The following is a 15,187-nucleotide window of genomic DNA, read 5'->3' on the forward strand; positions in this document are numbered from 1 at the left end:
GCGCGGTTGCGCGACCGGGCGGGGATCAGGGGAGGACGACCACCTGCGCGCCGAAGACGAGTCCGGCGCCGAAACCGATCTGCAGGGCGAGGCCGCCCGACAGGTCCGGGTGCTCCTCGAGCAGGCGGTGCGTGGCGAGCGGGATGCTCGCGGCGGAGGTGTTGCCGGTGGTGGTGATGTCGCGGGCGATCGTCACCGTCTCGGGCAGGCCGAGCTGCTTGGCGAACTCGTCGATGATGCGGATGTTCGCCTGGTGCGGCACGAAGGCGGCGAGGTCCTCGGGGCGGACCCCGGCGGTCTCGAGCGCCTGGCGGGCGACCTTGACCATCTCCCAGACGGCCCAGCGGAACACCGTCTGCCCGGCCTGGCGCATGGTCGGACGCGGTGCGCCGGCCTCCCACTCGTTGTAGGTCGCGGTCATGCCGATGGCGTCCCACTTCGAGCCGTCGGAACCCCAGATGGTGGGGGCGATGCCCGGGAAGTCGCTCGGGCCGACCACGGCGGCGCCGGCACCGTCCCCGAGCAGGAACGAGATCGAGCGGTCGGTCGGGTCGACGACGTCGCTGAGCTTCTCGGCCCCGACGACCAGCACGTGGTCGGCGAGCCCGGACTTGATGAACGAGTCGGCCTGGGCGATGCCGTAGGCGTACCCGGCGCAGGCGGCGCTGATGTCGTACGCGGCGGCCGGGGTGGCGCCGATGCGCTCGGCGAGCAGCGACGCCATCGACGGGGTCGCGACCGTGTGCGTGACGGTGCTCACGAGCACGACGCCGATCTGGGACGGCTCGATGCCGGCCTTCTCGATGGCCTCGCGCGCGGCGGCCTCGGCGAGGTCGACGGCCTCGACGTCCTTGCCGGCTCGCTTGCGGGTGATGATGCCGGTGCGCTGCCGGATCCACTCGTCGGACGAGTCGATCGGGCCGACGAGGTCGTCGTTCGGCACGACGGTCTCGCCGCGGGCGGCGCCGAACGCCAGGATCCGGGTGAACTCGTGGCCGCGGCGCTGCTGGAGCAGCGGGCGCGCGGACCCGGTCGGGAGGCCCGTGGGGGCGTCCGTCGGGGTGGTCGGGTCGGTCATGCGGTTGCGTTTGCTTCCTGGCCCGCGCGCTGCAGCAGGTCGATCGCCGCAGGCAGGTCGTCGGGGGTCTTGATGGCGACGGTCGGCGTGCCGCGGAGGCCGCGCTTCGCGAGGCCGACGAGGGCACCGGCGGGTGCGAGCTCGATGATGCCGGTCACGCCGGCGGTGGAGAAGGACTCCATGACCGCGTCCCAGTGCACGGGGTTCGCGATCTGCTGGACCATCAGGTCGACGAAGCGGCGACCGTCGTCGACCCGGGAGCCGTCGGCGTTCGTCCAGATCGGCAGGGTCGGGTCCTGCACCGTGGCGGTCGCCGCGACCGGGGCGACCCGCTCGACGGCGGGGGCCATGTACCGCGTGTGGAACGCACCGGCCACGGCGAGCGGGATCACTCGGGCCTTCGCGGGCGGGTCGGCGGCGAGGGCCGCGATGGCGTCGGCCGCACCGGCGACGACGGTCTGGCCGCCACCGTTGTGGTTCGCGGGCACCAGGCCGTGCTCGGCGAGGGCTGCGGTCACGGCGTCGGCGTCGCCACCGAGGACGGCGGCCATCGAGGTGGGCTCGAGCGCTGCGGCGTCAGCCATGGCCCGGCCGCGCTCGGCGACCAGGGCGACGGCGTCGGTCGGCTCGAGGATACCGGCGACCGCGGCGGCGGTGAACTCGCCCACCGAGTGTCCGGCGACCCCGCCCACCAGGGCACGACGGCCCTCGGCGAGCAGTGCGTCGGCGGTCACCAGGCCGGCGGCGACGATGAGGGGCTGTGCGAGCGCGGTGTCCTTGATGGTGTCCGCGTCGGAGTTCGTGCCGTGCTCGGCGAGGTCGACGCCGATCGACTCCGACCACTGCCCGACTCGTTCACGAACGGCGGCGTCCTCGAGCCAGGGGGCGAGGAAGCCGGGGGTCTGGGAGCCCTGTCCGGGCGCGACGACGACGATCACCGGACAATCCTCGCGTTCTCGCCCCGCGGGGCCCGTGTGGACTTCCCACACGAATCCCCGCGCGACATTGTCGGGTCTCTACCGTCCGGCGGGTTCGGCCGGCTGGCGATCTGCCACGGGGCGCTCCAGCGCGGGGTGCGCTACCGCCGTGGGGTGCTCCAGCGCCGGGGCGCGCTACCGCCGTGGGGTGATGCGGCGGCGTCCGGTTGCGGACTCGGACATCGCGCCGAGGATGAGCGCCGACTGCACGATCAGGGCGTCGCGCGCGTGCGTGGCGTCCCACCCGATGATGTCGGCGACCCGGCGCAGGCGGTAGCGCACGGTGTTCGGGTGCACGAAGAGCTCGCGCGCCGTGGCCTCGAGCGAGCGGCCGGTGTCCAGGTAGCACCACAGCGTCTGCAGGAGCTCGGTGGACTGGTCCTTGAGCGGGACGTAGATGCGCTGCACCAGGGCCGACCGGGCGAGCGGGTCGCCGGCCAGGGCTCGTTCGGGCAGCAGGTCGTCGGCCAGGGCCGGGCGGGGCACGCCGCGCCAGGCACGCGCGACGGCGAACCCGGCGAGGGCGGCCTTCGCGCTGGTCGACGCGTCGACGACGCCGGGGACCTCGTTGCCGAGCACCAGGTGGCCCTCGCCGAACAGCGGTTCGAGGGCCTGCGCGATGGTCGTGAAGGAGACGGGCTCCTCGCCCTCGGGGACGTCGTCGCGCGGGGTGGCGCGGCCGATCACCACGACGAGCCGCGATCCCTGGACCCCGACCAGCACGTCGGCGTCCATGTGCCGTGCGGTACGGCGGACCTGGTCGACCTCGAGCTGCTTCGGTGCGGTGCCGACGAGCACCGCGACCTCGCCGTGGCCGTGCCACCCGAGGGCGGCGATGCGGGACGGCAGTTCGTCGTCGTACTCGCCGGAGAGGATCGAGTCGACCACGAGCGCTTCGAGCCGGGCATCCCACAGGCCACGGGCCTCGGCCGCGCGGGCGTAGACGTCCGCGGCGGCGAACGCGATGTCGCGGGAGTACTTGAGGATCGCCTCCTGCAGCATCTCGTCGTCGGCGGCGCGTTCCTCGACCACGGTCACCACGACGCGGATGAGCTGCAGTGTCTGCTGCAGGCTCACCGAGCGCAGGAGTTCCCGCGGGGCGGACCCGAAGACGTCGGCTGCGGCGATCCACGGCGTCGACGCGGTGCCCTCGAGCCAGCTGATGAACGAGGTGATGCCGGCCTGGGCGACGAGGCCCACGGCGGAGCGACGCCCCGGCGGCATCTCGCTGTACCAGGGGAGCGTGTCCTCGAGCCGTTTGATCGTCGCGGTGGAGAGTTCTCCGGACACCTGACGGAGCCAGGAGAGCGCACGCTCGCGCGCGCTCTCCTGGCTCTCGTGGTCCGGGCGGACCGTCGTCACGGGTTGATCAGCTCTCGCCGCCCGCGCTGCCGGTGGTGCCGGCGGTCACGTCGTGCAGGCGGTACTTGTCGATCGCCTGCTGGACGAGCGCGCCGTCGACCTTGCCCTGGCGGGCGAGCTGCTGCAGCGTCCGCACGACGACCGAGGGGCCGTCGATGTGGAAGAAGCGGCGAGCGGCCGGACGGGTGTCCGAGAAGCCGAAGCCGTCGGCGCCGAGGGTGGCGTAGTCGGTCGGCACGAACGGGCGGATCTGCTCCTGCACCAGGTGCATGAAGTCGCTCACGGCGACGACCGGCCCCTCGGTGTCGAGCAGACGCTCGGTGACGAACGGCGTGCGGGCCGGCTCGTTCGGGTTGAGGAACGCCTGCTGCTCGGCGGCCACACCATCGCGGTACAGCTCACCCCAGCTCGTGACGCTCCAGACGTCGGCCGACACGCCCCAGTCCTCGGCGAGGAGCTGCTGCGCCTCGAGGATCCACGGCACGGCGACACCGGACGCGAGCAGCTGGGCCTTCGGGCCGTCGTGCTCGCTCGGCTTGAGCAGGTACATCCCCTTGAGGATGCCCTCGACGTCGACGCCCTCGGGCTCGGCCGGCTGGACCAGCGGCTCGTTGTAGACCGTCAGGTAGTACATGACGTTCGGGTCGGCGTGCTTCGGCGAGCCGTCCTCGTTCGTGCCGTACATGCGGTCGAGGCCGGCCTTGACGATGTGGCCGATCTCGTAGCCGTACGCCGGGTCGTACGAGACGACGGCCGGGTTCGTCGTGGCGAGGAGCGGCGAGTGGCCGTCCGCGTGCTGCAGACCTTCGCCCGTCAGCGTGGTGCGCCCGGCGGTCGCGCCGATCATGAAGCCACGGGTCATCTGGTCGCCAGCGGCCCAGATGGCGTCGCCGGTGCGCTGGAACCCGAACATCGAGTAGAAGACGTAGACCGGGATGAGCGGCTCGCCCTGTGTCGAGTACGAGGTACCGACCGCGGTGAACGCCGCGAGGGCGCCCGCCTCGTTGATGCCGACGTGGATGATCTGGCCCTGCGGGCTCTCCTTGTAGGCCAACAGGAGCTCGCGGTCGACCGACGTGTAGTGCTGGCCGTTCGGGTTGTAGATCTTCGCCGACGGGAAGTAGGCGTCCATGCCGAACGTGCGTGCTTCGTCCGGGATGATCGGGACCACGCGGTCACCGAAGTCGGGCGAGCGCAGCAGGTCCTTCAGCAGGCGCGCGAACGCCATGGTGGTGGCGACCTCCTGCTTGCCGGAGCCCTTCTTGACGACCTGGTACTTCGAGTCGTCCGGCAGCGTGAACTGCGTGTACTTCGTGCGACGTTCCGGCACGTAGCCACCGAGCGCGCGACGACGCTCGTGCATGTACTGGATCGCCTCGTCGTCGTTGCCCGGGTGGTAGTACGGCGGCGTGTAGGGGTTCTCCTCCAGCTGCGCGTCGGAGATCGGGATGCGCATCTCGTCGCGGAACTGCTTGAGGTTGTCGAGCGTGAGCTTCTTCATCTGGTGGGTCGCGTTGCGGCCCTCGAAGCTCGGGCCGAGACCGTAGCCCTTGACCGTCTTCGCCAGGATGACGGTCGGCTGGCCCTTGTGCTCGGTCGCGGCCTTGAACGCGGCGTAGACCTTGCGGTAGTCGTGGCCACCGCGCTTGAGGTTCCAGATCTGGTCGTCGGTGTAGTCCTTGACGAGCTCGAGCGCCTTCGGGTCGCGCCCGAAGAAGTTCTCGCGCACGTAGGCACCGTTCTCGGCCTTGTACGTCTGGTAGTCGCCGTCCGGCGTCTGGTTCATCAGGTTGAGGAGCGCGCCCTCGGTGTCACGGGCGAGCAGGTCGTCCCACTCGCGGCCCCAGACGACCTTGATGACGTTCCAGCCCGCACCGCGGAAGAACGCCTCGAGCTCCTGGATGATCTTGCCGTTGCCACGGACCGGACCGTCGAGTCGCTGCAGGTTGCAGTTGATGACGAAGTTCAGGTTGTCGAGGCCGTCGTTCGCGGCGACCTGGAGCTGCCCGCGGGACTCGACCTCGTCCATCTCGCCGTCGCCCAGGAACGCCCAGACCTGCTGGTCCATGGCGTCCTTGATGCCGCGGTTCGACAGGTACTTGGCCTGCTGCGCCTGGTAGATCGCGTTGATCGGACCGATGCCCATCGACACCGTCGGGAACTGCCAGAAGTGCGGCATGAGGCGCGGGTGCGGGTACGACGACAGGCCGCCGCCGGCGTGCGACTTCTCCTGCCGGAACCCGTCGAGCTGGTCCTCGGAGAGGCGCCCTTCCATGTACGCGCGGGCGTACATGCCGGGGGACGCGTGGCCCTGGAAGAAGACCTGGTCGCCACCGGAGGGGTGGTCCTGCGCGCGGAAGAAGTGGTTGTAGCCGACCTCGTACATCGCGGCGCTCGACGCGTACGTCGAGATGTGCCCGCCGACCGCGATGCCGGGACGCTGCGCGCGGTGCACCGTGATGGCCGCGTTCCAGCGGATCCAGCGGCGGTACCGGCGCTCCAGCTCTTCGTCGCCGGGGAACTCCGGCTCGTTCTCCGGCGCGATGGTGTTCACGTAGTCCGTCGTCGGGACCATCGGCACACCGAGGTGCAGTTCCTTGGACCGCTTGAGCAGGCTCAGCATGATCTCGCGACCGCGCTGGTGTCCGTGGGTCTGGACCAGCCCGTCGAGGGACTCACGCCATTCGGCGGTCTCCTGCGGATCCTGGTCGTTCGCCCCGGTGCTGTACGGGTCCTGGTCGTTCACCGTCACCCTTGACCTCGTTCGTTCTCGTGGTGGTGGACATGGTGGCTCCGGTGGTCGGGTCGCGACCGGCTGGGGCCCCGTCCACTCTAGGCCCCAGGACCGACGCTGATGCTGATGGTGACGTGCAGGTGGACGGGTGCTTGCATTCGCGTGTCGTCGGCGTAGCATGGCCGATCGTGCACACGCGATCTGCGGCGCACGGACCCGACGGGCACACCCCACGCCCGAGGAAGAAGCACACGTAGCGATGGCACTGGAGATCGGCTCACTCGCGCCGGACTTCGAGCTCCCGAACCAGTTCGGAGAGCACGTCCGACTCAGCGACTTCCGCGGCAACCGCCCGGTCGCACTCGTCTTCTTCCCGCTGGCGTTCTCGTCCGGCTGCACGAACGAGCTCTGCACCCTGCAGGACAACATCACGATGTTCCAGGACCAGCGCATCGAGCTCCTCGGCATCTCGGTCGACTCGAAGGCGACGCTCCGGTCGTTCGCCGAGACGAACGGCTACGACTTCGAGCTGCTCGCCGACTTCTGGCCGCACGGCGCGGTCTCGAAGGAGTACGGCGTGTTCCTCGAGAAGAAGGGCTTCGCCACGCGCGCGACCTTCGTCATCGACGTGCAGGGTCGGATCAAGGCCTCGATCATCACCGAGCCCGGCCTGCAGCGGGACGTCGCCGAGTACAAGGCGGCCCTCGACCGGCTCGCCGCCTGCTCGGCACCCGTCCCCGTCGGCTAGCGTTCCGAACCCCTCCTGACGGACGCGTCCGCGTCGACGGTCGGACAGGAGGCCCGGTGCACGCCATCGACACCGACCCACGTGGTCACGGCGTCGCCGCTGATGCGTACGCCCCGTACCCGGTGCGCGTCACGCCCGGCGCCTGGGGGCTGACCCGCACGGTCGTGGAGGCCCCGACCGGGCCCGTCGTGGTGCACCACCGCGCCGGCCCGGACCCCGTCCTGCTGCTGCACGGCGTCGCCGGCTCCTGGTCGACGTGGACGCCGCTGCTGCAGGCCGCACAGGGTGTCGGCGTCCGCGGGCTGGTGCTCGTGGACCTGCCGGGCTGGGGGTCCTCGCCGGCTCCGGACGGTCCGCTCGACCTCGACGTCGTCGCCGAGGCGCTGACCACCGTCCTCGACACGCTCGGGGTGCACCGCGTGGACGTCGTCGGGCACTCGCTGGGGGCGTTCGTCGGCATGCACCTCGCCGTCGTGGCGCCCGAGCGTGTCCGCTCCGTCGGCCTCGTGTCCGGCACCACGGTCGCGACCGCCGCCGCCGCCCGTCACCCGCTGCGGGGGCTCCGGACCCTGCCGGCGTTCACGCTCCTGCGCGCAGGACTCACCGTCACCGGTGAGGCCGCTGGGCGCATGCTCCGCGGACTCGCGCGGGTCGGGCTGCTGCCGCTCGTCGCCGCGCCGGTCTTCACGCACGTGCGCCGGCTCGACGCGAGTGTCCTCGACGCCTTCGTCGAGGAGCTCCGGCCGACCCGCTTCACCGACGCGGCGCGGGCGGCGGGCGAGTACGACCTCCAGCGCTGGCGGTCGGTGTCCTGTCCGGTCACCGCCATCGCCGGGCGCGACGACGTGTTCGCGCGGGTCTCGGACCTGGAGGCCCTGCGGGAGATCGTGCCGCAGGTCCGGACGGTGCTGCTCGACGACTGCGGGCACTTCGCCCACGTCGAGCACCCTGCCGCGGTCGCCAGGACACTCGCCCTCGTCTGACCCGCATTGCATGCGTGTGCATCTGGCGACAGACCACGAGTCGTTCGACACGTGGATCGTCGGAACCTGCACCCGCACGGACTGCCCGCCGGGCGGCCCTCGTCAGGTGTGGACGGGGAACGTCGCCGCGACGCGGGAGCGCACCTCGGTGACGACGGCCTCGCGCATCGTCGGGGAGAACAGCGCGTGGTCGCCGTCCTCGACGCGGACGACGGACACCGAGCCGCGACGGTCGTCACCGGGCCAGCGCCGGACGGCCTTCTGCCCGCCGAGCCGGTCGAACAGGGCTGCGTCCTCGGGAGCGACGATCACGACGACGTCGGTGCCGTGCTCGACGAGCGGGCGGACGTGGCCGACGACCCCGCCCATCCGGTCGCGACGGGCGATCCGGTCGCGGACGGCCTTCGGTACGAACCGGTTGTACCGCTCGCGCACCCACATCCGGGCGGGCGACGGGGCGTCGACAGCCCGGACCCCGTCGGCGTACGAGCCGGGCTCGGCCGGGACGCGACGGTAGTCGTTCGGGCTGATCTCGACGACCAGGCGCGGGGCCTCCTCGACGGCGCGGCCCGCGACCCAGGCGCCGGCGCACATGCCGACGAGCACGAGCCGGTCCGAGGGCGTGGCGAGGGCGGTGACGACGGCGGACTGGTCCTCGACCCACTCCTGCGCGAACAGGAAGCTCCGCTCGTCCTCGTGCACGCCGGTGCTCTCGCCGGTGGCACGGCGGTCGACCCGGACGACCCGGGCGCCGTCGCGGGCGAGGGCGCGGGCGAGTTCGACCTGGTAGTCGGTGGCGCCCACCCGGTGCTCGGCGCCGCCGCTGTGGAGCACGACGACGGGGGCGTCGTGGTGCTGGGCGGACGAGACGGTCTCGATCCCGAACAGCCCCTGATCGCCGAGGTGGACGATCCGCTCCGACACGCGGCCGTCGACGTCGAGGACCTCGTCGAGGACGGGCACGCGGACGGGCACCGCCGTCTCGGGTGCCCAGGTGTCGAGCCAGGCGACGACGGTGTCGACGGCGGCTCCGGGGATGCGGGCGTGGATGCTCGTGCCGTCGAGGAGCTCGGCGTTGCCCGTGACCTCGGTCACGTCGACGCCACCGAGGGCCTTCGGCGGCCGGGCACCCGGACGGACGAGCGCGACGGTGGGCCCGGTGCGCGCAGCGAAGGCGAGGTCCGAGAGTGCGGCGGCCTCGTCCGGCTCGACGTCGAACCCGATCAGGCTCTCGACGCCGTCGACCACGCGGTCGGCACCGATCGTGATGGTCGCGAGGGCGCGCTGCCGACGGAGCCACCCCTTGCCCGATGCCGGGGCGTCCCAGACGACGAGGCCGTCGGTGTCAGCGGCCGCGTTCGCCGCGACGAGGGCGGCCGAGGCCAACCCGACGAAGGCGACGTGCTGCACCCCCGTCGAGCGGAGCACGGCGGCGGCGTGGCGCGCGGACCGGACCTGCGCGTCCGGTGTGGTGTCGGGGGCGCCGTCACCACGTCCCGACGGGTCGTAGCGCACCGAGGCGATGCCACGGGCCTCCAGGCGGTCGGCCAGCAGACGGAGCGTGCGGTACGCGATGACGCCCTCCTGCCCGAGCGGCGGGCAGATGACGACGCCGGCGCGCGCGGCGGCGTCGGGGAGCTGGACCGCGGCGCGGATCGCCGGCGATCCGGACCAGCCGTGCAGCGTGGTCACAGGGCGAGGGCGGCGCGGGCGGACGCCGGCCAGGCGTCGAGGTCCGTGCCGTGGGCGGCGAACAGGGCGATGGTGATGCGCTCCAGGCCGAACGCGATGCAGGCGCTGTGCGCGACCTGTCCGTCCTCGGTGCGGAGGCCGAACGAGGTGCCGAAGTGGTCCTCGTGCAGGTTCGCGGAGCTGATCGCGGTGGCGTCGTGGTCGGGTCCGTAGACCTTCGTCACGAACTCGAACTTGAGCGCCTGCTCGACCTGGTTGCGGGCGAGCATCTGCCCGACGCGGCCGAAGAAGGGGTCGTTCGCGGGGACGACGTCGATCTCGAGCCCGAACGACTCGAGCAGCGCGCGCATCACCGGGATGCTGCCGTCCCGGTGGGCCGCCGCGGACGCGGAGGTGCCGACGTGCACGAACTCGTGCATGTGGAAGGCCTGCAGGCGCATCGGGTCGAGCGAGGGCTCACGGCGGAAGGAGTCGCCGAGGACGTCGAAGGCCCGGCCCTGCTGGGGCACGGTGTCGCCGATCAGGCCGTAGACCGGGTGGCAGACGGCGGGGGTGAGCATGAGGTCGGCCGGCTCGAGGAACCCCTCCCAGCGCTCACCGCGCTCACGGGCGGCGAGCAGTGCGCGGTGGGTGCGGTCGTCGCCGGTGAACCCGGAGATCGACGCGGCGAGGTCCGGGAACGACGCGATGTAGTCGGTGCGCTCGAACGACGCGAGCGGCTCGACCGGCGGGAAGCGCAGCACCTCGGCGCCGAGGTGCTGCTGGCTCCGCACCGCTGCGGCGTCGACCGCGGCGTAAACGCGCTCGAAGACCCCGGTGCGCCCGTAGAGGCCGGGCGTGCCGAGGTCGAGGAGGACGCCGTCGGTGAGCAGGCGGGCGCGGAGGGCGGCGCGTGCGGCGTCGAGTGCGGCGGCGGTGTCCGCGGTGGTGGTGTCCGTGATGGTCACAGGATCACTCCCGTCATGATGGCCAGGTCGGCGTCGTTCTTGAGGAGACGGTCGTTGCTCACCATGACGGCGGCACCGTGGGCGTCTCGGAGGTGTCGGGCGATGCTCATCGGACCCGAGGCGGCGTAGCCCGCGATCCCGACGATGCGCAGCGCCTTCGTGACGATGTCGGTGACGCGCTCGGACGCACCGATCTTCAGGGCGTTCGCGGCGAGGGTGTACGCGCTCGAGGCCAGCACGTCCGGGTCGTCGGCGGCGGCGTCGAACCGTTCGGCGGCGTGGCGCACCGAGTCGGCCAGGGCCTGCAGGTCGACCAGGAGCTCGGCCAGCCGGAGGGCACCGGGCGGGGTCGTCCCGACGGCGGCGCGGGCCTGCTTGCGGACGGCGCTGCGGGCACGTTCGGCGGACGATACCGCGATGCCGAGCCAGACCGAGGCCCAGAGCACGTGCGACACCGGCAGGACGGTCTGGGCGGAGATCGTGGCGTAGTCGTCGCGGAACACCCGGTCGGTCGTCGTCTCGGTGTCGAGGATCCACCCGTTGCTGCACGTGCCGCGGAGCCCCATGGTGTCCCAGGTGGACGTCTGCGACAGGACCATCGTGTCGGTGCGGCAGATGAGCAGTCGCTGGTCCGACGCCGGGGCGTCCGGGTCGCGGCGGGCGGTGACGAACACCGCGTCGGCCTCGGTGGCGTACGAGATCACCGGCGCGTCCTTGCGCAGGCGGATCCGGCCGTCGTCGGTGGGCTCGATGGAACAGGTGGAACGCCGGGCGTCGCCGCCGACGCCGCGCTCGGTGGTGGCCGATGCGACGAGCGCCCCGTCACGGACGGCCCCGATGGTCTCGAGCACGCCGGCACCGTCGCCGCCGTGCCGCCAGAGCGCCATGACCTGGCCCTGGTGCATCGCGAACACCATGCCGGTCGCGGCACAGGCCCGGCCGAGTTCGGTCGCGATCGTGGAGAGCTCGGACACGGAGGCACCCTCGCCACCGTGCTCGGTCGGCACCGCTGCCGCGAGCAGGCCGTACTCCCGCATCGCGGCGATGGCCTCGCGCGGGGGCCGGGCGTCGCGGTCGACCTCGTCGGCGAACTGTGCGGCGACCTCGGCCACCGCGCTCGCACGCTCGGCGAAGCGGTCGATGACCGACGGTGCGGGCAGGACCAGGGTCACGAGGCGAGCTCCGCGGCGGCGGTGATCGACTCGACGCTCGCGAAGGTGGACCGGTTCAGCACGGAGTCGGGGAACTCGACGTCGAGGTCCGACTCCACCGCGAGCATCACGTTGACGGTGGCGTGCGAGGTCAGGCCGAGGGCGTAGAGGTCGGCGATCGACGCGACGTCCCACGCGTCGACCGTCAGCCGGCCGTGCTCGGCGAGGGCGCGACGGACGGCCCGGTCGGTGGCCGGGTCGGCGATCGTCGCGGTGGTGCTGGAGGGGTTCGGGTCCTGTTCCATGACGGCAACCATAAAGAGGAACGGCCCTCGGGAAACCGCCGTGCGGGTGCGGGAAACCGCACCCCTGTCCGGAGCACCGGGTCAGCGCTCCGAGAGGGCCACCGCCGTCGCCACCGCGAGCCCCCGTTCGTGTGCCAACGAGACCGCGATCGGGCCGCACCCGATCGACTCCGCCAGGGCCGCGGCCGCCCCGGACAGCTCGACGGTCGGGGCCCCGCCGGCATCGAGCACGACGGCGACGTCACGCAGCGGGATCGCCTGGTCCGGAGCCGGCCGCAGCAGCTTCACGACGGCCTCCTTGCCCGCGAACCGGGCAGCGAGCCGCTCCGGGTCGTCGCCGGTGTCGGTGCGCTCCCGAAGGGTGAACACCCGGTCCAGGTACCGCTCGCCGTGCGCCGTCACGGCGTCGACGACGTCCTCGACCGCGGCGAGGTCGGTGCCGGTGCGGATGGTCATCACGAGGAGCAGGCTACGCACGAGTTCTCCACAGCGCATTCCCCGAGGGGCATGGGGCGCCGAGGGGATTCGTATGATCGTCGCCAGGGACCACCGAGGGGGAACGATGGCATCACCGTGGACGGGCATCATCGAGGACGCGCGGCACTACCCGTCGCCGCACAACTCGCAACCGATCGTCGTGCGCGTCGAGGACGACCGCACCGCGACCGTGTTCTACGACCTGCGACGGGGGTTGCCGGCGGAGTCGTTCGGCATCCCGTTCGGGCACGTCTGCGCCGGGGTGTTCCTGGCCGGGCTCGACGTGGTGGCACGGGCGCACGGGTTCACCGTGCAGGAACGGCTCGACCACGCCGAGATGGACTTCGGTCGGCTCAGCGCGGGTCCGGGTGACGACGGTCCGGGGCACGACGGGACGGCGGACGACCACCTGCACCGGCTGGGCACGGTGACGTTGCGTCCGCACGTGGTCACCGCGGACGACCGGGAGGCCCTGGCCGGCTTCCTCGCACGGCGCACCTCGCGCAGGCCCTACGACGCGACGCTCGTCGACACCGACGCGATCGAGGCCGCGTCCGACATCGCGTCGGCAGCCGGGCAGCGCTTCCGGACCACCGACGACCGGGCCACCGTCGACGAGATCGTGCGCGTCAACCAGGAGACCCTGTTCGACGACCTGCAGCACGACGCCGTGCACCACGAGATCCTGCACTGGCTGCGGTTCTCGAAGCGACAGGCAGCGGCCACCGGCGACGGGCTGTCCGCCGAGACGATGCTCATGCCCGGCCCGGTGCTCCGGTTCGCCATGGAGCACCGCGGACTCTGGCAGGCCCCGGGCATCGGCGGGGTCTTCCGCAGGGTGTACCTGTCCACCATGCGGGGCGTCCGACAGCTCGCCTGGCTCGAGGGACCGTTCAGCACCCCGGCCGAGTACGTCGAAGCCGGACGGGTCTTCATGCGCATCTGGCTCGAGTTCTCCGCACGCGGCATCGCCGTGCACCCCTTCGGGACCGTGATCACCAACCCGCGGTCACACGCCGCGTTCGTGGAACGCGCGGGCGTCGACGAGTCCGACGGGCGGATGGCCTGGATGCTGTTCCGCTTCGGACACAGCGACCCGCCACCCCTGGCACACCGCCGACCCGCAGCAGCGATGACCGTCGGGCGGACCCGGTGAAGCGCGCCGCGGTGTTCTCGGTGGTGAGGATCGTCGAGACCTTCGTCGCGCTGTTCATGCCCCGCGTCGGCACCCACAAGCTCCTGCTCACACCGGGCATCGAGCCGCTCCGCTGGACCCTCGGACGCTGGCGCGCATGGCGAACCGCGGAACGGGCTGCGAAGCGGGTCCCCGCGTACCGCGCGTTCCTGGCGGAGTCCGGACGCGCCTCCCGGCTCGACACCCGTGGCGGGATCGCCGCGGCGATCTCGGGACTCCCCGAGATGGACAAGGACTCCTACGTCAAGCGCTGGAGCATCCCCGAGCGCTGCATCGACGGACGCCTGCCCCGACGCGGAGTCGTCGTCGACGAGTCCAGCGGGTCGAGCGGCACCCCGACCAGCTGGGTGCGCGGCCCCGACGAACGCCAGGCCACCCGACAGCTGCTGCAGCTCGGGTTCTCCCGCACCGCGAAGGACCTGTCGAAGCAGCCCTTCGTGCTCAACGCCTTCTCGCTCGGGGCATGGGCCACCGGGATGAACGTGACCGCCTCGCTCACCGAGTCCTCCATGATCAAGTCGATCGGCCCGGACCGCGACAAGATCGTGCAGACGATGCGCGAGTTCGGCACCGACTTCACCTACATCATCTGCAGCTACCCACCGTTCCTGAAGGCCCTGTTCGAGGACGACCGGCTCGACTGGAGCCGGTACACGATCGTCGCCGCGTTCGGGGGCGAGGGCATCAGCGAGAACATGCGCGCCCACATCGAGCAGTACGCGCAGGCCGTGCTCGGCTCCTACGGGGCGAGCGACCTCGAGATCAACCTCGGCATCGAGACACCGTTCAGCGTGCAGCTGCGCCGGGCGATCGCCGCGTCACCGGAACTCTCCGCCGCCCTGACCAAGCAGGGCGAGTACGGGGTGCTGCCGATGGTCTTCCAGTTCAACCCGTTCGGCTACCTGATCGAGACGAACGACCTCGGCGAACTCGTCGTCACCATCGCCCGCTCCGAGAACATCAGCCCACGCATCCGCTACAACATCCACGACCGCGGACACGTGGTGCGGATGAAGGAGCTGCGGTCCGTGCTGCGGGCGACCGGACACGCGGCGCTCGCCGCCGAGGCCGAGCTCGACCTGCCGTTGCTGTTCCACTACGGCCGGTCCGACCTGTCGGTCGACTACAACGGGGCCGTCGTCGCACCCGACGTGGTGCGGGACGTCGTGTACGGCGACCCGGAGCTGCTCGAGGCCGTCGAGAACCACCGGCTGATCAGCTACGAGGACGACCGCGGTGACCGGCAGCTGCACATCGCGTTCCAGCTCGCCTCGGGTGCTGGCGGGTTCGACGCGGATGCCGCCCGGGGTGAGGTGATCGCGGAGCTGCGCCGGCTGAACAAGGACTTCTCGAACGCGATCCGCACGGCGCCGCCCGGCACGCTGCCGACGGTGGCGTTCTACCCGTACCGGACGGGGCCGTTCCGCGAGGACGGCAAGAAGCTCAAGAACGAGTACGTGTGGCAGCTGCCGGCCGGGTCGGTCGCGCAGTGGGACCTCGACCTGTCGTGGGTCGCGGCGAAGGAGGCCTGAGCCGAG

At 71.8% G+C, this 15,187-nt stretch carries 13 protein-coding genes; 4 read left to right on the forward strand and 9 right to left on the reverse strand.

Features of this window, described 5'->3' with window-relative positions:
- Positions 1-25 precede the first annotated feature (25 nt).
- From DEJ30_RS13140 to aceE, 4 genes are all read right to left on the reverse strand, one after another.
- Positions 26-1,078 carry a beta-ketoacyl-ACP synthase III gene (locus DEJ30_RS13140; RefSeq protein ID WP_258369938.1) on the reverse strand — a complete coding sequence of 351 codons (1,053 nt, stop codon included), beginning with the start codon at positions 1,076-1,078 and terminating at the stop codon, positions 26-28.
- A complete protein-coding gene (locus DEJ30_RS13145) occupies positions 1,075-2,016 on the reverse strand; it encodes an ACP S-malonyltransferase (protein ID WP_110862101.1) in 942 nt (313 codons plus the stop codon). Before DEJ30_RS13145 ends, DEJ30_RS13140 begins: the two co-directional genes overlap by 4 nt.
- A 174-nt stretch (positions 2,017-2,190) precedes the next feature.
- On the reverse strand, positions 2,191-3,417 hold the full coding sequence (locus DEJ30_RS13150) for a CdaR family transcriptional regulator (protein WP_027465341.1): 1,227 nt from the start codon (positions 3,415-3,417) through the stop codon (positions 2,191-2,193).
- A gap of 7 nt (positions 3,418-3,424) precedes the next feature.
- Positions 3,425-6,169 (reverse strand): pyruvate dehydrogenase (acetyl-transferring), homodimeric type, encoded by a 2,745-nt coding sequence (gene aceE, locus DEJ30_RS13155; protein WP_110862103.1) that lies wholly within the window; start codon positions 6,167-6,169, stop codon positions 3,425-3,427.
- Between the two features lie 241 nt (positions 6,170-6,410).
- Here aceE and DEJ30_RS13160 point away from each other — a divergent pair, with 241 nt between their 5' ends.
- Both DEJ30_RS13160 and DEJ30_RS13165 read left to right on the forward strand, forming a co-directional pair.
- Entirely contained in the window at positions 6,411-6,899 is a 489-nt protein-coding gene (locus tag DEJ30_RS13160) for a peroxiredoxin (protein ID WP_110862105.1), read from the forward strand.
- A 56-nt stretch (positions 6,900-6,955) separates the two neighbouring features.
- On the forward strand, positions 6,956-7,882 hold the full coding sequence (locus DEJ30_RS13165; RefSeq protein ID WP_181420137.1) for an alpha/beta fold hydrolase: 927 nt from the start codon (positions 6,956-6,958) through the stop codon (positions 7,880-7,882).
- Positions 7,883-7,984: 102 nt separating this feature from the next.
- Here DEJ30_RS13165 and DEJ30_RS13170 read toward each other — a convergent pair whose 3' ends face one another.
- The 5 genes from DEJ30_RS13170 to DEJ30_RS13190 all read right to left on the reverse strand — a co-directional run bounded on the left by DEJ30_RS13170 (position 7,985) and on the right by DEJ30_RS13190 (position 12,433).
- A complete protein-coding gene (locus DEJ30_RS13170) occupies positions 7,985-9,574 on the reverse strand; it encodes an alpha/beta fold hydrolase (RefSeq protein ID WP_110862108.1) in 1,590 nt (529 codons plus the stop codon).
- Positions 9,571-10,521: an amino acid--[acyl-carrier-protein] ligase gene (locus DEJ30_RS13175; protein ID WP_110862110.1), complete on the reverse strand. Its 951-nt coding sequence runs from the start codon at positions 10,519-10,521 to the stop codon at positions 9,571-9,573. Before DEJ30_RS13175 ends, DEJ30_RS13170 begins: the two co-directional genes overlap by 4 nt.
- On the reverse strand, positions 10,518-11,693 hold the full coding sequence (locus tag DEJ30_RS13180; RefSeq protein WP_110862112.1) for an acyl-CoA dehydrogenase family protein: 1,176 nt from the start codon (positions 11,691-11,693) through the stop codon (positions 10,518-10,520). Before DEJ30_RS13180 ends, DEJ30_RS13175 begins: the two co-directional genes overlap by 4 nt.
- Positions 11,690-11,977 carry an acyl carrier protein gene (locus DEJ30_RS13185; protein ID WP_051596691.1) on the reverse strand — a complete coding sequence of 96 codons (288 nt, stop codon included), beginning with the start codon at positions 11,975-11,977 and terminating at the stop codon, positions 11,690-11,692. Before DEJ30_RS13185 ends, DEJ30_RS13180 begins: the two co-directional genes overlap by 4 nt.
- 81 nt (positions 11,978-12,058) lie before the next feature.
- A complete protein-coding gene (locus DEJ30_RS13190; RefSeq protein WP_171907809.1) occupies positions 12,059-12,433 on the reverse strand; it encodes a holo-ACP synthase in 375 nt (124 codons plus the stop codon).
- A gap of 106 nt (positions 12,434-12,539) precedes the next feature.
- On the opposite strand from DEJ30_RS13190, the gene DEJ30_RS13195 reads away from it, so the two are divergent.
- Together DEJ30_RS13195 and DEJ30_RS13200 are read left to right on the forward strand one after the other, a co-directional pair.
- A complete protein-coding gene (locus DEJ30_RS13195) occupies positions 12,540-13,610 on the forward strand; it encodes a hypothetical protein (RefSeq protein ID WP_110862255.1) in 1,071 nt (356 codons plus the stop codon).
- Positions 13,607-15,181 (forward strand): phenylacetate--CoA ligase family protein, encoded by a 1,575-nt coding sequence (locus DEJ30_RS13200; protein WP_258369940.1) that lies wholly within the window; start codon positions 13,607-13,609, stop codon positions 15,179-15,181. Before DEJ30_RS13195 ends, DEJ30_RS13200 begins: the two co-directional genes overlap by 4 nt.
- The last annotated feature ends 6 nt before the right edge of the window (positions 15,182-15,187 follow it).

The organism is Curtobacterium sp. MCPF17_003 (assembly GCF_003224385.1).
In the GTDB taxonomy this organism is placed as follows: Bacteria; Actinomycetota; Actinomycetes; order Actinomycetales; family Microbacteriaceae; genus Curtobacterium; species Curtobacterium flaccumfaciens.